This is a genomic window from Caballeronia sp. INML3B, assembly GCF_023631305.1.
In the GTDB taxonomy this organism is placed as follows: domain Bacteria; phylum Pseudomonadota; class Gammaproteobacteria; order Burkholderiales; family Burkholderiaceae; genus Caballeronia; species Caballeronia turbans.
In genome coordinates this window covers 1-20885 of sequence record NZ_JALQDI010000064.1, presented here as the reverse complement: position 1 = coordinate 20885, position 20885 = coordinate 1, and the positions used below count along the sequence as shown (strand labels likewise).

Annotated in this window: 15 protein-coding genes; 13 read left to right on the top strand and 2 right to left on the bottom strand. The window is 61.7% G+C overall.

What is annotated here, in order from left to right:
* Positions 1-2: 2 nt before the first annotated feature.
* Positions 3-1478 carry an efflux transporter outer membrane subunit gene (locus tag NCS58_RS27460; RefSeq protein WP_061120915.1) on the top strand — a complete coding sequence of 492 codons (1476 nt, stop codon included), beginning with the start codon at positions 3-5 and terminating at the stop codon, positions 1476-1478.
* A 240-nt stretch (positions 1479-1718) separates the two neighbouring features.
* Here NCS58_RS27460 and NCS58_RS27455 read toward each other — a convergent pair whose 3' ends face one another.
* Positions 1719-2474, bottom strand: a complete 756-nt coding sequence (locus NCS58_RS27455) for a TetR/AcrR family transcriptional regulator (RefSeq protein WP_061120916.1) — start codon at positions 2472-2474, stop codon at positions 1719-1721.
* A 353-nt stretch (positions 2475-2827) separates the two neighbouring features.
* Here NCS58_RS27455 and NCS58_RS27450 point away from each other — a divergent pair, with 353 nt between their 5' ends.
* The 11 genes from NCS58_RS27450 to NCS58_RS27400 all read left to right on the top strand — a co-directional run bounded on the left by NCS58_RS27450 (position 2828) and on the right by NCS58_RS27400 (position 17952).
* Positions 2828-3898 carry a VOC family protein gene (locus NCS58_RS27450; RefSeq protein WP_250478022.1) on the top strand — a complete coding sequence of 357 codons (1071 nt, stop codon included), beginning with the start codon at positions 2828-2830 and terminating at the stop codon, positions 3896-3898.
* Positions 3899-3932: 34 nt separating this feature from the next.
* Entirely contained in the window at positions 3933-4889 is a 957-nt protein-coding gene (locus tag NCS58_RS27445) for a fumarylacetoacetate hydrolase family protein (RefSeq protein ID WP_061120918.1), read from the top strand.
* Positions 4886-6862, top strand: coding sequence for an acyl-CoA synthetase (locus tag NCS58_RS27440; RefSeq protein ID WP_061120919.1), 1977 nt, complete (start codon positions 4886-4888; stop codon positions 6860-6862). The genes NCS58_RS27445 and NCS58_RS27440 overlap by 4 nt, the downstream gene beginning before the upstream one ends.
* Positions 6863-7597: 735 nt before the next feature.
* Positions 7598-8338, top strand: coding sequence for an OmpW family protein (locus tag NCS58_RS27435; RefSeq protein WP_061120920.1), 741 nt, complete (start codon positions 7598-7600; stop codon positions 8336-8338).
* Positions 8339-8602: 264 nt separating this feature from the next.
* Positions 8603-11581, top strand: coding sequence for a molybdopterin-dependent oxidoreductase (locus tag NCS58_RS27430; protein WP_061120921.1), 2979 nt, complete (start codon positions 8603-8605; stop codon positions 11579-11581).
* Between the two features lie 10 nt (positions 11582-11591).
* Positions 11592-12455, top strand: a complete 864-nt coding sequence (locus NCS58_RS27425; RefSeq protein WP_061120922.1) for a 4Fe-4S dicluster domain-containing protein — start codon at positions 11592-11594, stop codon at positions 12453-12455.
* Between the two features lie 168 nt (positions 12456-12623).
* Positions 12624-13508: a LysR substrate-binding domain-containing protein gene (locus tag NCS58_RS27420; RefSeq protein ID WP_061120923.1), complete on the top strand. Its 885-nt coding sequence runs from the start codon at positions 12624-12626 to the stop codon at positions 13506-13508.
* Between the two features lie 138 nt (positions 13509-13646).
* Entirely contained in the window at positions 13647-14888 is a 1242-nt protein-coding gene (locus NCS58_RS27415) for a CaiB/BaiF CoA-transferase family protein (RefSeq protein ID WP_061120924.1), read from the top strand.
* A complete protein-coding gene (locus NCS58_RS27410) occupies positions 14885-15661 on the top strand; it encodes an enoyl-CoA hydratase-related protein (protein WP_061120925.1) in 777 nt (258 codons plus the stop codon). The genes NCS58_RS27415 and NCS58_RS27410 overlap by 4 nt, the downstream gene beginning before the upstream one ends.
* A 27-nt stretch (positions 15662-15688) precedes the next feature.
* The gene (locus tag NCS58_RS27405) at positions 15689-16513 is read left to right on the top strand and encodes an enoyl-CoA hydratase-related protein (RefSeq protein ID WP_061120926.1); all 825 of its coding nucleotides are present in this window, start codon (positions 15689-15691) and stop codon (positions 16511-16513) included.
* 65 nt (positions 16514-16578) lie between these two features.
* The gene (locus NCS58_RS27400; protein ID WP_061120936.1) at positions 16579-17952 is read left to right on the top strand and encodes an MFS transporter; all 1374 of its coding nucleotides are present in this window, start codon (positions 16579-16581) and stop codon (positions 17950-17952) included.
* Positions 17953-18001: 49 nt separating this feature from the next.
* On the opposite strand, the gene NCS58_RS27395 is transcribed toward NCS58_RS27400, so the two are convergent.
* On the bottom strand, positions 18002-19378 hold the full coding sequence (locus tag NCS58_RS27395) for an NAD-dependent succinate-semialdehyde dehydrogenase (protein ID WP_061120937.1): 1377 nt from the start codon (positions 19376-19378) through the stop codon (positions 18002-18004).
* 165 nt (positions 19379-19543) lie between these two features.
* On the opposite strand from NCS58_RS27395, the gene NCS58_RS27390 reads away from it, so the two are divergent.
* Positions 19544-20530 carry an AraC family transcriptional regulator gene (locus NCS58_RS27390; RefSeq protein ID WP_250478021.1) on the top strand — a complete coding sequence of 329 codons (987 nt, stop codon included), beginning with the start codon at positions 19544-19546 and terminating at the stop codon, positions 20528-20530.
* Positions 20531-20885 lie beyond the last annotated feature (355 nt).

Below are 20885 nucleotides of genomic sequence, written 5' to 3'. Positions count from 1 at the left end.
TCATGAATTTTACATACAAGACATCCGCGGTGGCTGTGGCCGCGGCACTCACTGTGACGGCTTGCTCGTTCGGGCCCAGCGGTGAGCCGCCGGCCACGCCGTCGCCCCCGCGCTATGGCGCCCAGGCGCAGCCGTCGAAGACCGCGGATGCGGGTGGTGTCGTACAGACATTCGATGTCGGCGCAACTGCGGTTCCGCAATGGTGGCATCTTTACCGTTCCGACGGCCTCGATGCCCTCGTCGACGAAGGCTTGCGCAACAGTCCGACGCTCGCGGCGACGCAGCGCACGCTTGCTGCAGCACAAGAGGAACTTCGCGCGCAGGTGGGCGCATCGACGCTGCCGTCCATCGACGGCGCCGTGCAGGTCGAGCGCGCGCGTTCACCCGTCGTGCCGGGGCTTGGCCCTGAGCAGGTGCAATACAACTTCTTTGCCGGGCAACTGCTCGCGCATTACACGTTCGACCTGTTCGGCCAGACGCGGTATATGAATTCGGCGAGCGCGGCCCGTGTGAACGCGCAGGCGTTTGAACTGGAGGCGTCGCGTCGTGCGCTTGCCGCGAACATCGTCGGCAGCGCGATCAATGTGGCGGCGCTCGACCGGCAGATCGCGCTCAGCGAGCGTCTCGTTGCGGTGTCCGGCGATGCCGCAAACGAGGATCAGCAGCGCTATGCGCTGGGCTCGGTCTCGCGCGCACAGGCGCTTGCGTCGAAACAGGACGCCGCTGCCATCGCGGCGACGCTGCCGGCGCTGCGTCAGCAACGCGCGCTCGCGATCCATGCGCTGGCGGTGTTGATCGGCCGCACGCCGGACAACGCGCCGAGCGTGCCCGATCTCGATAGCCTGTCGCTGCCCGAGCATGTACCGGTTGCCGTGCCTTCGGACCTGCTGCGCTCGCGTCCGGATATCCGGGCCGCCGACGCGGCCGTCAAGGCAGCAGCGGCCGACGTGGGGGCTGCAACCGCGCAACTCTTTCCGAGCCTGTCGCTAACCGGATCGATGGGGCGCGGGGGCTTCAGCTGGCCAGCAGTGCTCTCAGGCGCGGGCGGCCTGTGGGCTATCGGCGCGGGCCTTTCGCAGCCGATCTTTCATGGTGGCGCGCTGTTCGCACAGCGCCGCGCATCGATCGACGCATACGACGCCGCTGTATTGCACTACAAGTCGACGGTGCTCTCTGCCTTCCAGGATGTGGCGAATTCTCTTGCCGCGCTCGATAACGACGCGCAGACGCTCGCTTCGAACGAGGCCGCGACAGAAGCCGCGCGTGAGGCATTCGACGATACGGCGTCGCGCCATCGCATGGGCTCACTGTCTTCGGCGGCAACCCATGCTACCGAGGCAAGGTATCTCAACGCCCAGATAGGTGCCACGCGCGCAGCGGCCCAGCGCATGAGTGATACAGCGGCATTGTTCCAGGCGATGGGCGAACTACCCGCGGCTCAGCAGACGGCTGCGTCAACGAAAACTTCAACGCAATGACGGCATTGTTGAACGTGCAAGGGCGATCTGGCCGGATCGGATCGTCCTCGCCGTTCAGCCCGAACCAGACGATAGGCGTTTGGAACATACAACGACAGACGCCCCGCTGCGGAAAACGAGTGTCAGAGGACGCTGCGCTGCCTGTTCACGTCATCGGAGCGCGGCGCGACGGTATTGTACGCGCGGCCGTTGGTCAGTCCTGCCAGAGCATGACCAACGGATTTGCTCGCTTCGCGATCCTCAATTTTCCTCGACGGCTTCATCGACGATGGGCAGTGGCCGCGCCGCAATCTTTTCCGCCTCAGCGCGCTTTAGCCCGAGCGTTTGCAGCAACATCGCTGCCGTGCGCTCCGGGAAGTGCTCGCCGCTGAAGCCGAGTTCTTTCAGCACGCCCGCCGCGTTCGCGCCAGGCGCGACGAAGTTCAGCTCGGCGGCGATCGCGCAGAGGACCGTGCCGCCCACTGCGAGAAATCCGATAAACGGGTCGGCAACGACGAACCGTTTTGCGGCAATGCCGTTGCCGATGTCGCGCAGTAGCCGCTGGCCCAGCCCGCGGCTCATCGCGCGCGCAGAAAACCCTTCACGGATCAGGAAACGCCCCCACACCGGATCGTGCCGCGCCCGCAGGACAGTGTGGCGCACAGAGACGGCGACCACCTCTGCGGGGTCGGTAATGCCGCCCGCAAGGCGATCGAGCATGTTCGCGAATTCTTCGAACACGTTATCGACGAGCGTCGCGTAGATCGCTTCCTTCGATTCGAAGTGGTTGTAAAACGAGCCGAAACCGACGTCGGCGGCCTCGGTGATTTCGTTGATCGCGACGCCCTCCATGCCCTTTTCGGCCATCAACCTGAGGGCGGCGTCGAGCAGACGGGAACGTGTCTCGCGTTTGCGGCGCGCGCCGCGTGGCTCCCGCTCTTCTGCGACGGGAGGCGGAGTGACGGGTGCAGCAGCGCTGGAACGTTTGGCCGGCCGGCGATTTATCGCGTTCGTCATGGTGATCCCAAGTCTGGTTATACCCGCAGTATAGATTCAAACCTCTATATTGACAAAACGATCATCGATGAGTTTAATGTCACAAACGGCCAGAGAGAGCCGGCCTTGTAAACGGAGACGGAGTGACTGTGGAGACAACATCAAAGGAAGGTGCCGGGCCGTTCGCCTCGCACGGCCGGGCTGGTCAGCGGATCGAAACGCTTCCGCCAGCGGCGGATGTTCTATTGGTGGGTTGCGAACCGGTGGGCGCAACCCTACGACGCTTTCCTTGCCAGGACAGCACTGCTGGTTAGCCAGTGAGCGCGACACTGCCTGGCGTCTCGAAACCGCTATCCACACCGCGTGAATATTCTATGAAACTGACCACTGCGCATCCGGCCCGCCACCCCAATCCCACGACCAAAGCGTCGGCATTGGCCTATCTGATATTCGATCGGCCAGACCTTGAGAAAGCCGAGCAGTTCCTCAATGACTTCGGGCTTCGAACCGTGTCGCGGAGTGAGGCGCTCCTCCTCTTGCGGGGAACGGGCGCTTCGCCCTTCTGCTATGTCGTTCGGAAGGCTTCGAAAGCCCGGTTCGTCGGCTTCGGATTGCAGGTCGATAACAGGGCCGATCTTGATGCACTCGCAAAACTGCCTGGCGCTTCGGGTGTCGAACGGTTCTCCTTGGCAGGCGGCGGCTATGTAGTACGACTGGCGGACCCGTCAGGTTTTCGCGTGGACGCGATATGGGGCCAGGAGCGCACTGCGCCGTTGTCCCATCGGCCAGCATTGCCGTTCAACTCCGTAGATGCGACCGTCCGCATCAATGGGACGCAGCGGCCGCCCGAGAATGCTCCGGAAATTATCCGGCTCGGACATGTCGTGCTCGAACTCGCCGACTATCAGGAAACGTGCGCATGGTACACGCAGCATTTCGGCTTCATCCCGAGCGATGTGCAGGTGCTTCCCGATGGCTCGCCCGTCGTTGCGTTCATGCGGCTCGACCTGGGTGACAAGCCGGCCGATCATCATACGCTTGCATTCGCACAAGGCTTTCAGCCCACCTACAGCCATAGCGCGTATGAGCTCGTCGATGCCGACGCGGTCGGCATGGGTCAGCGCGTCCTGCGCGAGAAGGGCTGGACGCACGCGTGGGGGATTGGCCGACATATCCTGGGCAGCCAGATCTTTGACTACTGGCAGGACCCGTGGGGCAACAAGCACGAGCACTATTGCGACGGCGATCTGTTTACCGCCGATGTGCCGACGGGCGTGCACGCGGTGAGCCGTGAGGCGATGGCACAGTGGGGGCCGACGATGCCGCGCAGCTTCACGAAGCCGAGCTTTACCCCCGCGAGCATCGTGGCGCTCTTCAGAAACCTGCGCCGTAGTCCCGATCTGACGCTGAGCAAGCTGCGGACACTGGCGAAGATTTTCGCCTGAACCAACCTCTTCCATGGCACCTGGAGATCAATAAATGGCACTTCACGTTCTGCATTACTTGCATGATGGCCGCGCGCAGTGGGGCGTGGTTGCTCATGGCGCCATCACCCCAATTCCCGGCGAGTTCAAGTCGACCGCTGAGTTTATCGAGGCCAACCCGGTTGAACGGTTACTGATGCTCGGCGCTCCGACGATTCCGGAGTCCAAAGTGCAATGGCTATCGCCCGTGACGGCCAATCAACAGTTCATCTGCCAGGGTGCGAATTACCGCGAGCACATGATTGAGTCTGGCATGGACCCGGACGTGAAGAAATTCAATATGATCTTCACGAAGGCGACAAGCTGCATCGTCCCGGCGAATTCGCACGTGGTGAAACCAAGCGAAGTTCGTTTCCTGGACTACGAGATCGAGCTCGGTTTGGTACTCAAGCGCGACATCACCTCCCGCGAAACGGTCACCGACGAGAACCTGCATGAATACATTGCTGGCGCCGTGATCGTGAACGATTACTCCGCGCGCGATATCCAGATTCCGCAAATGCAGTTCTACAAGGGCAAGAGCTATCGGACGTTTGGTCCCATCGGTCCTTATCTTTGCCTCCTCGAGAAAGAGGACTTTCCAAAGTTAAAGGAGCTCGTGTTGACGCTGACGGTCAACGGAACGGTCCGCCAGAACGACACCACGGCGGGTCTCGTCTATGGTCCGGCAGAGACGTTGACGGAGCTTTCCCGCATACACGACTTGCACGCCGGCGACCTGCTCGCAACCGGTACGCCCTCCGGCTGTGCACTGAGCATCCCGTCACCCGAAAAGCAGCGCGCCGCGGCGCAGCTGCCTGAGGTCGAAAAATGGCGGATTTTCTTGAAGATGCAGGAGGAGAGGCCGCAATACCTGCAGGTGGGGGACGTCGTAGAAGCGCACATTGCCAGCTCCGACCGCTCGATCAATCTGGGCGTGCAGCATAACGTTGTTGTCAAAGAGGCAGCATGAAAGGCGTCGCACACGTACAGGACGTCCTTGCTATCGAAGCGCAGGGGCAGGAGGCCGATCTCCCGTCGAGCACTTACGAGATGATCTGCCGGGGTGCCGCCATCAATCCATCGGCACTGGCACTTTCGTTCTTCGCCACGGCTGACGACTATCGAAACGCCGAAAGCTGGACGTATCGTGACCTTGTGCGCGATGTCACCCGCACCGCGAACCTGTTCTCCCGACTGGGCGTTCAACGCAACTCGGTTGTTGCCTACGTACTACCCAACCTCCCCGAGACGCACTTCGTGATCTGGGGCGGCGAAGCGGCCGGGATTGTCTGCGCCATCAATCCGCTGCTTGAAGGTGAGGCCATCGGCGAGCTGCTGATCGCGTCAGGGGCAAGCGTGCTTGTCACACTGGCGCCGATGGGCGGGGTTGACCTTTGGCAGAAGGTGCAGTCCGTGTTGCACAAGGTTCCTGCACTACGGCATCTGGTGCTCGTCAATCTGATCGACCGAATGCCGGTCGAGAAGCGATTCGTGGCGCGGATGCTCCAGCGTGGCGAGTGTTCGCGGTTGTATGGCGAGGGCGGTGTGCGTAGCGTGGTTCCTTCGCAGATTGACATCCACGATTACAGCACCGCGATCGAACATGAGTCGGGCGTTGCGCTCAGCGGCACGCTTCGAATCAGCCCCGATGACATATCGTCCTATTTCTGCACGGGCGGCACCACGGGATTGCCGAAGATTGCGATGCGCCGGCACGGCAACGAGGTGGCGAATGCGTTGAACGCGGGTAAATTCTTTGGCGAGAGCATCGGCCCCGGCAAAGTGATTTTTTGCGGATTGCCGCTGTTCCATGTCAACGCCGTGACGGTGACAGGGCTGCTGGGGTTCTCACGCGGCGCCCACATCGTGCTCGGCACACCGCAAGGCTATCGGGGCGAGGGTGTTGTAAGGCATTTCTGGGAGATTGTCGAGCACTATCGCATCAACTTCTTTAGCGGTGTCCCGACACTCTACGGGTCGCTGCTGGACGTTCCGGTTGGCGAACACGACATCAGTTCGCTCGAGTATGGCCTGTGCGGCGCCGCCCCTATGCCGGTTGAATTACTGCGCACTTTCCAAGATCGTACAGGAATAAGAATCCTCGAGGGCTACGGCCTTACGGAAGGTACCTGCGTGAGCAGCGTGAATCCGCCGTTTGGCGAACGCAGGGTCGGTTCGATCGGACTTCGTCTTCCCGGGCAGGCGATGAAGGCAGTGCTGGTCGATGAAACCGGCCGATATGTACGGGATTGCGATGCGAATGAGGTCGGCCAACTGGTGATCTCCGGCCCCAACGTGTTCGTCGGCTATAGCTGCCCAGAGCAGAACCATGGCATCTGGATAGAGCTGGGTGACGGCAGGAACTGGCTTAACACCGGCGATCTCGGTCGCTGCGACGCCGACGGCTACTTCTGGCTCACCGGCCGGAAAAAGGAGCTGATTATCCGGGGCGGACACAACATCGACCCGGCGGCAATTGAAGAGCCACTGCATCGCCATCCCGCCGTCCAGGTCGCTGCAGCCGTGGGGCGCCCAGATATGCACGCGGGCGAGTTGCCGGTCGCGTATGTTCAGCTAAAGCCAGGCGCAGTCACGACCGAGGCGGAATTGGCGGAGTTTCTGCGTCACGAGATCAACGAACGGGCCGCGTTTCCAAAAGGAATACGCATCGTGGATGCGATGCCGCTGACGGGCGTCGGCAAGATCTTTAAGCCCGCGCTAAGACGCCGCGAAACGGAAGACGCCGTACGGATGGCATTAGTGGAGGCGGGCGTCGAGGATGCAGCTGTTAGCATCATTGAGGACGCCTCGCTCGGGATGGCACTCTACGTCGAGCTTCCCAATCCCGCGCGTGAAGCATTGGCGATATCCGCGCTTGGGCGCTTTCCGTTCGCATTTACGGTCTCTTCCGCCGCGAAGCCATCTCGGGTAGAGCAACGCTGACGGGCGAACTGCATCGGAGATGCCCAGGCAGCCTAAGGTACACGAACCACGATATCAGCGGGCGCATTCGGTCACGCCTACTCGCCCCGGTGGCGAGCTTCAACTGCGAGCGTAATGAGCTACGGGCCTGGAACGGTCAGGTGAGGGAGAGGATGATTGTTGTGACGGAAAGGTCCTTGCGATCGCTTGTTGAAAAGTGGCTGGGGCCAACCTCTGCGGTACCGGTTCGTGTTACCCGATTCGGTCATGCGGCCTCGAATCGGAAACACGGCGTGCGTATCAAGCTGATGTTGCCGACAGGGCCGGTTGAACTATTTTTCTTCCGCCATCGCGACGGTGCTTGGTGCGTGTTCCCGCCCGAGGCTGAACGCCTTGCGTTGCGCGCATATTAGCGCGTGGGAAGATTGAAGCATTGAATATCCGGAAATATAGGCGGGACAAGGCGTAGAGATGCGACGGTGTCCGCTCACGGCACCCGGCGAAACGGGGAAGACAGCGCTGCAAAAGAGAACGAGAAAACGAGTCTCAACAAAACGTGTAGGAGGTGGCAGCGGTGTTAAACAGCACGTTCTCATAGCTACTTAGTATAACTACGTAAATACATGATTTCTGGTCCTCGTGCCCGGGCGATGACTGTGAAAAGCGTCCCACGACCCGTGACGGTGCGCGGATTGGTTCCAAATTGACGCACCGGGCTTGATAAAAATATCCAAGCAACGAGACAGGAGAAGACACTTGAGGAATTACAGGCGAACGATCGGCTCCGCCGGCATCGCGGCACTTATCTGCTCGGCTGCGCTCACTGAGATCGCCTACGCGCAGTCCGCCGGGAGCATCACACTGTCGACAGGTTGGCTTCACGTTGCGCCCCAGGGCGACGCAACGCCACTTACCGTAGAAAAAATCGGGGGCGTCGGCGTGAGTCAGCAGCTGGCCGGAAGCGGGGCGCATCCGAGCTCAACGGACACAGTGGGCATCGCCACTGAGTACTACGTCACGGACAACATTGGTGTCGCCATGCTCGTTGGGCTGCCACTCACAGTCAATCTGGTTGGCGATGGGACGCTACAGAAGTATGGCAACCTCGGCTCGACCAAGCCGATGCCGCCCGCCATTGAACTGCGATACCACGTGTTTTCAGGCGCGTCGAAATTCCGTCCATTCATAGGCCTTGGCGTGAACTACACGTGGTTCACTCAAGTTCGGATATCCAATAGCCAGTTTGTGACCGATAACCTGGGACCCGGCGGTTCGGCGCACGCGGAGCTCAGTTCATCGTGGAATCCCGTATTCGAAATCGGGGCGAGTTACGCGATTACAAAACACTGGTCGGTCGGAACTTCGGTCGGCTATATCCCCGTGAAGACGCACCTTACCTTATACGGGCAGACCGCAACGGGAACACAGGTCGTTTCCACCTCGACGCTACGACTCAATCCACTTAACGTCTATCTGAACGTCGCCTATACGTTCTAGCGCGTACGGGTCATCAGTGCGCCAACCGAGAGGGCTGAATGCTCATTAAAGACATGGAATACGTCATGTTTCGCGCCCCCGGACTCGCTTTTGATCCGCGCTTTCATCGCCGACTACGACATATCACGACGCGCGCTGCCACGATAAGGCCCGCTCTTTCCAGGTCTACAACCCTCAACGCAGCATGACGAGGTTCGCCCGGGCTGCTTGGACAATTGAAGATGCGGTCAGTCGTTTGCGGCGAGCTTCAATTTGGATCGGATCATGAAACGACAGATTCTGAAGACGATACTTTTTGCGTTGCCCAAGGTCCTTGATCTGACGGCACGCCGCTTTCCCGCCTATCGTGATCGCTTGAAGGAGCGTGATCTTGTGGCGTGGATCGGACTCGCGGACGAAAGCATTGGCCGCGTCATCAAGTTCAGGAACGGGCGTGTCCGGTCGCGCGCCGGAAGGCATTCGCGGCCCGACGTGCGCATGGTATTCAAGGATGTCGCCACGGCACTTAAGTTCCTCTCGCCCAGTCCGGACCAAGGCGAGATCATCCACGCCGCCAAGAACTTCAAAGTGGTCACTGAGGGCGAGGACGAACTGTTGGTCTGGCTGTTGCAAAACCTGGGCATGATGCAGACCGTCGGCCTGCCGATGGGCATGCCTATGCGTGACGGCACCCACCGCTACACGACATGTACTAATGGCGGGCCGCTGTTCGTCTACGTCAAGGACGACCGCGTCGTTCGGGTCACCCCCATCGATCTGGATAGCAAAGATGCGCCAAGTTGGGTCATCGAGGCGCGCGGACGCCGCTTTAGCCCGCCGCGGCGTGGCTTGGTCGCGCCCCATGCATTGACGCTCAAATCGCTCGTCTACTCCGACAAGCGCATCCTTCATCCTTTGAAGCGGGTCGATTTCGATGCTGATGGCGAACGCAATCACCAGAACCGGGGAAAGTCCGGCTATGTCCGGATCAGTTGGGACGAGGCCTTGGACATCGTCGCCAAGGAAATCAACCGGCAGAAGCGGGTTCACGGTCCCGGTTCCATCACCTTCCCGATGTCGTCCCATCACCAATGGGGCAATGTGGGTTATTACCTCAGCGCGCTGACACGCTTCGCTAATCTGATTGGCTTTACGCGGGTCGCCGCCAATCCGGACAGTTGGGAAGGCTGGTACTGGGGCGCCATGCATCATTTCGGCAACTCGATGCGCATCGGCGTGCCGTCCGGCTATGGCGGCATCGAGGATTGTCTTCAGGAAGCCGACATGATCGTCTTCTGGTCCTGCGATCCAGAAAGCACCAACGGGGCCTATGCGGGTTTCGAAGGGACACCGCGGCGCCTATGGGCCAAGGAACTCGGCATCGAGTTCGTTCATATCGACCCGCACTGCAATCCCACTGCCCAACTGCTGGGCGGGCGCTGGATTCCCGTTCGACCGCAAACCGATGCCGCCTTGGCTACGGCGATCATGTACGTGTGGGCCGTGGAGGGCTTGTACGACAAGGATTACATCGCCACCCACACGACCGGATTCGACGAGTGGAAGGCCTATCTGCTGGGCGAGACGGACGGCGTTCGAAAGACGCCCGAGTGGCAGGAGAGCGAGACCGGCGTGCCCGCCAAGGACGTCCGAGCGCTGGCGCGCCTATGGGGGAGCAAGAAGGTCCATCTCGCCGTTGGTATGACTGGCGCGGGATTCGGTGGAGCAGGCCGTGGCGCGACCGGAGCGCAATGGGCGCGCTGCATGATCATGATGATGGCGATGCGGGGTTGGGGTAAGCCGGGGGTCAATTTCGGCTGCCTTGAAGTCGGTGCGCCTCACGACCTCCATTTCTATTTCCCCGGCTATGCGGATGGTGGCATTTCCGGCGACCTCGCGTGGACCGCGAATGCGGTCAACAATTACCAGCGCATGCCGCACATTCTGACCATGAACCCGGTCAAGCAAATGGTGCCGCGGCAGCAACTGCCCGATGCCATCATCAACGGCCAGGCGATCGGCTATCTTTGGGACGGCATTTCTCAGGAAGCCCAGTTCGCCCCATTCAGCTACCCCATGCCTGGGTATTCGCCGATCCACATGATTTATCGTTACGGCGGGTCCGCGTTTAGCACAGTGACGAATTCCGGACGTTGGGCCGAGGCTTACCGGCACCCCAGCATCGAGTGCGTGGTCAACCAGTCGATCTGGATGGAGGGCGAAGCCCAATTTGCCGACATCATCCTGCCTGCGTGTACTGCGCTCGAGCGCTGGGACATCGGTGAATGGTCGAATTCCGGCGGCTACGCGCACCATGGGCATGGCACGGTGAATCATCGCATGTTGATGCTGCAGCACAAGTGCATCGAGCCTCTGGGTGAGTCCCGTTCGGACTACGACATCTTCACCGCCATCTTGACCCGGTTGGGCTTGGGCGGCGTATTTACCGAGGGATGCAGCGAGTTGGATTGGGTCAAGCGAGTCTTCGACTCATCGGATCTGCCCGATCATGTTTCGTGGCGCGAATTCTGCCGCAAGGGCTATTTTGTCGTGCCCCCCGAAAAGCCCGAGTTGCGCCATCCGGTGGACATGCGTTGGTTCGCGGAGGGCCGCCGCAAGGACCTGCAAGAACCGCATCCGCTACCGTCCCAGTTCGCCGAGAAATTCGGCATGGGCCTGCAGACGCCAAGTGGCAAGCTGGAATTTGTGCCGGAGTTGCTGAAGCGGCACGCCGCAGACAATCCCGAGCGACCCGCGCTCAACCGATACATCCCTTCCTGGGAGGGACTGCGCTCGGAACAGGCTCAGCGCTATCCGCTGCAGTTGATCGCCACCCACAGTCGCTACAGCTTCCATACCCATTGCGACGGGAAGAATTCCTCGGTCAACAGTGTCGAAGACCATCGCGCATTAATCGGCGGACACCGCTTCTGGCTGCTGAGACTTAGTCGAGCAGACGCGGTCATCCGGGGCATTTCGCATCGCGACCTCGTCAAAGTTTATAACGACCGAGGCGCTGTGATCTGCGCGGCCGATGTCTCTCCCCTGGTCAATGCGGGAGTCGTCAAGTCGTACGAGGCGAGCGCCGAATTCAAGCTGATTGAAATCGATGGCGAGCGCGTCGAAATCGGAGGTTGCATGAATATGCTTACCCCTGACCGGCCGCAAACCGCCGGCACAAGCAGCATGAGCCCTAACTCCTGCCTTGTACAGGTCGAAAAGTGGAAAAGTGCCGAGGCGTTCATGCTCGGTCGCGCAGCATGAGGAACATAGAGTGAACAAGTGGAACCTGATCGTCAAAGTCGGGCGTTGCGAAAACTGCCAGAATTGCGTCATCGCCGGACGGGATGAGCATGTCGGCAACGACTTCCCAGGGTATGCCGCGCCCGCTGCGGCAGATGCCGTCAGCCCCCTGCGCATATTGCGCCGGGTTCAGGGCGACTCGCATATGGTCGAGACCACCTATCTGCCTGTGATGTGCAACCACTGCGACGAAGCACCGTGCATGCGGGTGGGCGGCGACGCCATTCGCAAACGCGCCGACGGCATCGTCATCATCGATCCGGAGAAGGCGCGGGGCCGCAAAGACATCGTGAAGTCGTGCCCGTATCAGGCGATCGTCTGGAACGAAGAACTGCAACTGCCGCAGACGTGGATTTTTGATGCCCATCTACTCGACCAGGGCTGGCCTCAGCCACGTTGCCAGCAGTCATGCCCTACCGATGTATTCGAGACGGTCAAGGTTGATGATGCAGCGATGTCCGAGAAGGCCCGGCGTGAGGGACTCAAAGTATTGCGGCCGAACTTGGGCACGCAGCCGCGTGTGTGGTACAGCGGCTTGGAGCGTTGGGAGACCTGCTTCATCGGCGCGAGCGTCAGCGCTCGTATAGGCGACGTGGTCGAGTGCGTACCGGGTGCCGCGGTCGCCCTGTATGTCGGCGATCAAAAGCTGGCCGAAACCGTCTCGGACGATTTCGGTGATTTCCGGTTCGGCGGCCTGGCCAAGGGAAGCGGCACGTACCGTGTCGAAATCCGTCATGCGCTCGGCAACGCCTGCCGGGAATGCGAGTTGGGCGAAAGCGCTTATTTGGGCGAGATCAGCCTCGCCCAGTCGACCATCGACGTGGAACTCGCGTAATCATCGTGATCGAGTGGACGACACGCTGCGCGATTCGCACGCTGCCGGAATAGTCTCTTGCCCCGTCTCCGCTGTTCCGTGCTTCACTATCTGGCGCGTGGCCACGTTCTGAACCGTCCTTCGGGCATTTCGAGCGACAATCTCATCATGCTTCTACACGGATAGGCCATGGAACGTCGAGCACCGCTTCCCCCGTTAAATCCCGCCCGGGCGTTCGAGGCGACCGGACGCCTGCTGAGCATCTCCAAGGCCGCTGACGAGCTGGCCGTGACGCCCGCCGCCGTCAGCCGGCAGGTGCGTACGCTCGAAACTTACTTGGGCGTCGATTTGTTCGAGCGGATGAAAGGGCGACTGGAGCTGACGTCGGCGGGCGCGCGGTATCTGGCGGAACTCATGCCGCTGTTCGCATCGCTGCGCGAAGCCACCGACAGCCTGCGTTCCTCCGAGCGTCGCGCGCGCGTGCTCAAGATCCGCTCGCCCGCGACGTTCGCGGTGCGCTGGCTGATACCGCGTCTCGCGAGCTTTCATCGGCTGCACGAAAACATCGACGTGCAATTGACGACATCCCCGGCTCCGCTGAATTTTGCGCGTGAGGACATTGACGGCGGCATTCAGCTAGGCGACGGCAAATGGCCCGGCCTGCGCGTGCAACGTCTGATCGCGAACGAGCTCGTGCCGGTCGCCGCGCCATCCAGGCAGGTCAAGGCACGCTCGCAGTTGCAGGGCGAGACGCTTCTGCACACGCTCGCGCGCCCGGAAGACTGGACGCTATGGCTGAAGGCAGCGGGCTTTCCATTGAACGCGCGGCGCCGCGAAATGCGCTATGAAACGTCGCTGCTCGCGTACCAGGCAGCGATAGAAGGGCATGGTGTGGCGATGGCGCAGAAGGCGCTGGTGCTCGGCGAACTCGAAAGCGGTCTGCTCGTCGCGCCGTTTTCGTTCGAGCTCGATCGCGGGCATCACACCTACTATTTCGCGTGGCCGACGGCGCGTCCGCAATCGGATGCACTGAAGATCTTCCGCCGATGGCTGCTCACGTTGCTCAGCGAATAGCTCTGACAAGCCGCCGACCCTTTAACAAAAAGTCAACGGCTCGTTTCTAAATTGTAGATTGTCCGGTAGGGCGGTGGGTACCTATTCTCGTCAGCATGATTCGTCGCGGTGGCGAATCACGAGACAGGACAATCACAAATGCCAAGAGACAGCCTCAACGGCGTGCGGGTGATCGATTTCTCGCACGTTCTCGCCGGACCGGTCTGCTCGATGACGCTCGCCGATCTCGGCGCGCACGTCGTCAAGATCGAGCCGCCTGACGGCGAGATCGGGCGACGCATCGGGCCCCCGTGGATAAGCGGTGAAAGCCCGGCCTTCATCAGTGTCAACCGCAACAAGCACAGCGTCGCGATCGATCTGAAAACCGACGCGGGGCGCGAGGCCGTTCGCCGCATGCTGGGGAATGCGGACGTGCTCGTCGAAAACTTCCGGCCGGGCGTGATGGCGTCGATGGGACTCGACTTCGACACCTTGCGGCACCCGAATCCCCGGCTCGTCTACTGCTCGATCTCCGCATTCGGACAGACGGGCGCGAATCGCAAGCGGCCTGGCGTCGATGGCGTGATCCAGGCCGTCAGCGGTCTGATGAGCACGCTCGGCACGACAAGCGACGAGCCGCTGAAAGTCCCGATCCCCATAGCGGACATGATGGGCGGCTATCTCGCCTCGATCGCGATTCTGGGCGCACTGCATCAGGTCCGCGCGGGCGGCGGGGGGCAGCATCTCGACGTGAGTCTCTACAACGCGACGCTGATGCTGCAGCAGATCGGCTTCGCCGCGTTCTTCGCATCCGGACGCGAGCCGGACAAGACCGGCAGCGCCGCGCCCTATGCGTGCCCGAACGAGGCGTTTCCGACGCAGGACGGCTGGATGATGGTCGTCGCCTACCACCCGCAACGATGGCGCGCGTTATGTGAAGTGGTCGCAACGCCTGCACTCGAAGCGGATCCACGCTTCGCCACGAACGACGATCGCGTGCGCCATCGCGCGACGCTGCATCACATACTCGCGGCGCGTTTCGTCGAACGCACGACTGCGGACTGGATGGAACGGCTCGCGGCGCGCGACATCCTCTGCGCGCCCGTCGCTACTTACGGCGATGTCATCGAAACAGCGGAATACGCCGAATGCGGACTGGCGCAGACGATCGATCATCCGGTCGCGGGTCCCATGCGCACGCATGGCTTCGCGCTCGGCCCGTCGGACCGTGCGAGCGCGCCGGACATGCCGGCGCCGCTGACGGGCCAGCACACGCTGCAAATGCTGGAACGATACGGTTTCGCCGAGAGCGAGATCGCGGGACTGCTGAACGCGGGCGTGATCCGCGTGAGCCGCGCCCCGCGCGAGACGTGCAACGAAGACCGCAAGGTGAGCGCATGAGCGCCGCGATGATCGTAAGCGAACGGCGCGGGCGGGTCGCGCTCGTTCGTCTCGCGTCGGAGAACCCGCTCAATCCGCTGACCGATGCGTTGATGGATCAACTCGTCGATGCCTTGCTGCGCATCGAAAACGATCCGCAAGTTCATGCGACCGTTCTGACCGGATCCGACAAGGCTTTCGCCGCCGGCGCCGACATCGTCGCGATGTCGAAGCTCGATTACGCGAGCGCATTCTCGAATGACTACATCGGACGTAGCTGGGACCGCATCCGCACGGCGCGCAAGCCGCTGATCGCGGCGGTAGGCGGCTACGCGCTCGGCGGCGGCTGCGAACTCGCGATGATGTGCGACATCGTCATCGCCGCGGACGACGCGCGCTTCGGCCAGCCCGAGATCAAGCTCGGCATCGTGCCGGGCGCGGGCGGCACGCAGCGTCTGCCGCGCGCGGTCGGCAAATCGACGGCGATGCTCGCGTGCCTGACCGGCGAACCTTTTAATGCGAGCGAGGCGTTGGCCTATGGGCTCGTGTCGATGGTCGTCCCTCGCGAGCAGTTGATCGACGAAGCGCTGCGCGTCGGCGAACAGATCGCGCGTCATTCGCTGCCGGTGATCGTCGCGATCAAGGAAGCCGTCGATCGCGCGTTCGAGTCGTCGCTGTCGGAAGGGCTGTTGTTCGAGCGACGGCTTTTTCACGCGGGCTTTTCGCTCGCCGATCAGAAAGAAGGCATGGCCGCGTTTCTCGAACGCCGTCAGGCCGCATTCCAGAACCGGTGATCGCCGGAACAATCAGGAGACTTTGTCGTGTCAACTCAATCGAACGATGCCGATTCACTGGTCGAATCGTCCGTCGATGACGGCGTGCTCGTGCTCACGCTCAACAGCCCGAGCAACGGCAACGCGCTCGACGTCGCGATGACGCAAGCGCTATCGGACGCACTCGAGCAGATCAACGACCGGCGCGACGTGCACTGCGTGCTGCTGCGCTCGTCGTCGCCGCGGCACTTCTGCACGGGCGGCAACGTGAAGGACATGCAACGCGGCAGCGATCTCATGAGCGGCGGCGTCGAAGATGTGCGCGACCGCCTGCATCGCAGCTTGCACAGGATCACGCGCGCACTGAGCGGTCTCGACGTGCCTTCGGTATGCGTGGTCAATGGCGCCGCAGTCGGTGCCGGCTGCGATCTCGCGTTGATGTGCGATATCCGCATGGCAAGCGCGAACGCCGTGTTCGCAGAGAGCTTCCTGCGGCTCGGACTCGTGTCGGGCATAGGCGGATCATGGTTTCTCGCGCGGATCGTGGGCTATGCAAAGGCACTCGAACTGACGTTGACCAGCGAGTTCATCGATGCTGAAGCGGCGCTGAACCTCGGCATCGTGTCGAAGGTCGTACCGGCAGATGCGCTCGACATCGAGGCGTTGTCGCTTGCGAAGCGCATCGCGCAAAACCCGCCGACGGCGCTGCGCATGGCGAAGCGGCTCGTGCGCGAAGCGGCTGATGCATCGCTTGCGACGACGCTCGAAATGGCGGCGAGCATGCAGGCCATTCTGTTGTGCGGCCGCGAGCACAAGGAGGCTGTCGACCGGTTTCTGCAGCAGCAGGCGGCGAAGAAGCGCACGCACATGTGATGCGCCGATACGGCCACGGCGTCGATCGCGCGTGGCCTCACAAAACCGAATCACAGGAGACGACCATGTCCACGACTTCCGGCGCCCGCAATGCCAAGCCCGGCATGATGCGGATCATCGCTACATCGAGCCTCGGCACGATGCTCGAGTACTACGATTTCTTCGTCTATGTCGCGCTGACATCGACGCTGACGCACTTGTTCCTTCCGTCGACCGACCGGACCGTCGCCGCGATGGCGGGCGTCGCCACCTTCGGCATCGCGTATGTCGCGCGGCCGCTCGGCACGATCATCTTCAGCCCGATGTCCGACCGCATCGGACGCAAGAAGACGTTCGTCATCACGCTCGCGATCATGGGCATCGCAACGGTGGGCATCGGCTGTCTGCCGACCTACGCAGCGGCCGGCTTGCTCGCGCCGATCGGACTTATCTTGCTGCGCGTCGTGCAAGGCATCGCGCTCGGCGGCGAATACGGCTCTGCCGTCGTCTACGTGATGGAGCACGCGCCCGCAGGCCGCAAAGGCATGGCGACGAGCGTGCTGCAAAGCACCGCGAGCCTCGGCCTTTTGCTGGCGCTGGTTATCGTGTCTGCGCTGAAGTTCGCGCTCGATGCAGCGGCGTTCGAATCGTGGGGCTGGCGCGTGCCGTTCCTGATCTCGGCGCCGATCGTCGCGGTGGCGACATGGATCCGCCTAGGCATGAAGGAAACGCCCGTATTCGCGGAGATGAAGGCGGCCGGCCGTCTGTCGAAATCGCCGTTGCAGGACACGTTGTCGAGCGCGACGTCGTGGAAGGCGATTCTCGTCGCGATGTTCGGCGCGCAGGGCGGAACGTCGGTGTCGCTCTATACGTCGATCGTCTACATGCTGTACTTCCTGCAGAACGTATTGAAGGTCGAACCGTCGCGCGCGAATTTGTGCCTCGGCGTTGCCATTGTCGTGGCCGCGCCGCTTTATCCGGTGTTCGGCCGTCTGTCCGATGCGATCGGCCGCGCGCGTGTGATGCTCATCGGCATCGTGCTATGGATACTCGCAGCGTATCCGGCTTTCGCGGGCATCAGGACAAACGCGCTCGCAGGCAGCTGGGCCTCGGTGACGCTGCTCGTCGCGCTGCTCGCCATGTTGACCGCGATGATCATGGCGCCGCTGCCCGCGTTCATCGCCGAATGTTTTCCGCCGCAAAGCAGGACTACGGGCTTCGGACTGTCGCAACAACTTGGCAATGTGCTGTTCGGTGGATTCCTTCCGTTGATCAGCCTTTCGCTCGTCAATCTGACGGGCAACCCGCTTGCAGGCGTCGGGTACTCGATCGTGTCGCTGTTGCCGTGTCTTGCCGTCACGTTCTTCTGGGGACTGCGGCAGGATCGGCTCATCCGTCAGCGCAATCGCGAAGTCCAATGCGCAAGTCCTGCGGACGCGGTGCAGTTGCCGGTGCGCTGAGCCAACGATCACGCGAGGCGCGGCATCGTGATGTCGCGCCTCGCGTGGTTCAGGCGAGACCGGCCATCAGTGTGTATTTGACATGCCCATATTCCTCGATTCCATGATGACTGCCTTCGCGTCCGTAACCCGATTGCTTCACGCCGCCGAACGGCACCGAAGCCGTGCCGACCGAGCCGGAGTTGAGAATCACCATGCCCGCCTCGATGTTGCGCGAGAGCCGGAACGAACGGCCCAGATCGCGCGTGAACGCATAGGCGACAAGACCGTACTCGCTGTCGTTGCTGCGCGCGATGAGTTCGGCTTCCGTCGAGAAGCGATAGACCGGGAAGACGGGACCGAAGATTTCGGTCGATGCGATCGGCATGTCGTCCGCGACATCGACGAGAATGGTCGGCGCATAGAAGAGTCCGCCTTTTGCGTGCGGATGTCCGCCGAGCACGACCTGGGCGCCACGTTCGCGCGAATCGTCGACGAGTTTGGCGACCTTTTCGATGGCCGCGCGATTGATCAGCGGACCGACGACGAATCCGTCCTGCAATCCCTGATCGACCGGAATCGCTTCGACGAGCGCCTTCACGCGCTGAACGAACGCGTCATGCACACTCGCCTGAACATACACGCGGTTCGGCGAGATGCAGACCTGCCCGCTGTTGCGCAGCTTCGCGGACACGAGCGCTTTGGCGGCTTCGTCGAGATCGGCGTCGTCGAAGACGATGAACGGCGCGTTGCCACCCAGTTCCATCGTCATCTTCTTCAGCGTGCCGGCGCACTGCGCGGCGAGCAGCTTGCCGATCGCGGTCGATCCCGTGAACGAGATCTTGCGGATGCGCGGATCGTCGGTGATGAGCTTGCCGATTTGCGCCGGGTCGCCCGTGACCATCTCGAACACGCCTTCCGGAATGCCGGCGCGGCGCGCGTATTCGAGCAGCCTGTACGCAGTCAGCGGCGTTTCCTCGGAGGGCTTCAGCAGGATCGTGCAGCCCGCCGCGAGCGCGGTCGCGACCTTGCGCGTGATCATCATGAAGGGGAAATTCCACGGCGTGATCGACGCGACCGGTCCGACCGGTTCCTTCGTCACGATGACCGCGGCGTCTCTCGCGTGCGTGGGGATGGTGTCGCCGTACACGCGCTTCGCCTCCTCGGCATACCATTCGACGAAGCCCAGGCCATAGTCGATTTCGCCGAAGGCTTCCGACATGCACTTGCCGTTCTCGCGGCACATCAGTTCGGCGAATGCGGTCTTGTCGGCGCTGACGACGTCGAACCATTTGCGCAGCAGTGCGCTTCGTTCGCGCGCCAGCGTGCGCGACCACGCTGGAAAGGCCGCGCATGTCCGATCGATGGCCGCGCGCACCTGCGCTTCCGAATGATGTTCGACTTGCCCGACGAGTGTGCCGTCGGCGGGATTGATTACATCGATCATGCTTTTTTCTCCGAAGTAAGTGAGTCTTCTCAGGGCATCGAGGCATCGCAATTCGCGCATGCCGATGCATGATCGAATGTTAGGGATGTGGCAACGTGACGGGAACGTCTGATCGTCTGCGAAGCTTGCCCGATTCTATGAACACACTGTTATCGAACTCGAAGCATGAAAATGCACTGCCCTTCCAAATTGCCGATGATAGAAACCGAAGCCGCTGCACTCGCTCGCGTGCACGCTTCGATGGTGAGCCGGCTGCTGGAACTCGCGCCAAACGAAGGCTATAACGCGACGCCGATGCCTGACATTCGCCTGTTGCGGTCGAATCGTCCGCTCACGCGCACGCCGGTGCTGTACGAGCCGGGGATCGTGGTCATCGCGCAAGGCTGCAAGCGCGGCTATCTCGGCAGCAAGGTTTATGTCTACGATGCGCAGCACTATCTGGCCGTCGCCTTGCCGCTGCCGTTCTCGATGGAAACCGACGCGACCGCCGACGAACCGTTGCTCGCGGTGTACGTGCGCCTCGATGCGACGCTTGCCGCCGATGTGTTGTTGCAGATCGACGAGCGCGACGGCGTGGTGCCGGGCGAGCCGGGCGGCATGGCCACGACGAGGCTGGATGTGGCGCTCGGCGAAACCATGGTGCGGCTCCTCGATGCGATGCGCGATCCCCTCGAAGCCGCGGTTTTGGGGCCAACCCTCGTGCGGGAGATCTACTTTCGCGTGTTCATCGGCGAACAGGGCGCTTCGATGCGTGCGGCGCTCAACCTGAATGGAAACTTCGGGCGCATATCGAGAGTGCTGCGCATGATTCACTCTAGTTATGCCGAGGCGCTGACGATCGAAACGCTCGCAAGGGAAGCGGCAATGAGCGTGCCGTCGTTTCATCTGCACTTCAAGGCGGCCACGAACACTTCTCCGCTGCAGTACATCAAGTCGACGCGACTCCATCAGGCGAGGCTGTTGATGGCGCGGCAAGGCATGACAGCTGCTGCGGCAAGCGCACGGGTGGGCTATGAGAGTGCGTCACAGTTCAGCCGCGAATTCAAGCGGCTCTTTGGTGGCACGCCTTCGGAAGAATTGCGACGAATGAAACAGCATTCTGCAGTCCCGGAGGCGGGTCCGGGGTCCGCGCTATATGTTTCGTCGCATTGATTCGGCGGTTGAATGGTTTCGACTATCGTCTTTTTGGAATCTGGACGATAGAGGCTCGAGCGATGTCGAGGTCCGTTGACGATTGGATCCGGCGGGCGCCGTTTGAATTCATGGCGTCAGGAGCAGCGACGGACGGGTGCCGCGGCCACTGTCGGGCGCGGGCGTCAGCACTGATGCCGTGGGAAACTTTCGGGGATGGCTCGAGGGTCGGCACAGTTCGGCCATGAAGCGTCATGCGCCCGCACCGTTGCTGGGACACTCAGACGTCGTCTCCACCCGGCGGATTCAACCGGTCGATGCAACACAATAACGCTATTATGCGGCGGGAGTGTTGCGATGAAACAGAGACGCCGAA

Bases quoted from the DNA above. Each gene is read 5' to 3' on its own strand.
- NCS58_RS27460 (WP_061120915.1), top strand. From the start codon at position 3: ATGAATTTTACATACAAGACATCCGCGGTGGCTGTGGCCGCGGCACTC.
- NCS58_RS27455 (WP_061120916.1), bottom strand. From the start codon at position 2,474: ATGACGAACGCGATAAATCGCCGGCCGGCCAAACGTTCCAGCGCTGCT.
- NCS58_RS27450 (WP_250478022.1), top strand. From the start codon at position 2,828: ATGAAACTGACCACTGCGCATCCGGCCCGCCACCCCAATCCCACGACC.
- NCS58_RS27445 (WP_061120918.1), top strand. From the start codon at position 3,933: ATGGCACTTCACGTTCTGCATTACTTGCATGATGGCCGCGCGCAGTGG.
- NCS58_RS27440 (WP_061120919.1), top strand. From the start codon at position 4,886: ATGAAAGGCGTCGCACACGTACAGGACGTCCTTGCTATCGAAGCGCAG.
- NCS58_RS27430 (WP_061120921.1), top strand. From the start codon at position 8,603: ATGAAACGACAGATTCTGAAGACGATACTTTTTGCGTTGCCCAAGGTC.
- NCS58_RS27420 (WP_061120923.1), top strand. From the start codon at position 12,624: ATGGAACGTCGAGCACCGCTTCCCCCGTTAAATCCCGCCCGGGCGTTC.
- NCS58_RS27415 (WP_061120924.1), top strand. From the start codon at position 13,647: ATGCCAAGAGACAGCCTCAACGGCGTGCGGGTGATCGATTTCTCGCAC.
- NCS58_RS27410 (WP_061120925.1), top strand. From the start codon at position 14,885: ATGAGCGCCGCGATGATCGTAAGCGAACGGCGCGGGCGGGTCGCGCTC.
- NCS58_RS27400 (WP_061120936.1), top strand. From the start codon at position 16,579: ATGTCCACGACTTCCGGCGCCCGCAATGCCAAGCCCGGCATGATGCGG.
- NCS58_RS27395 (WP_061120937.1), bottom strand. From the start codon at position 19,378: ATGATCGATGTAATCAATCCCGCCGACGGCACACTCGTCGGGCAAGTC.
- NCS58_RS27390 (WP_250478021.1), top strand. From the start codon at position 19,544: ATGAAAATGCACTGCCCTTCCAAATTGCCGATGATAGAAACCGAAGCC.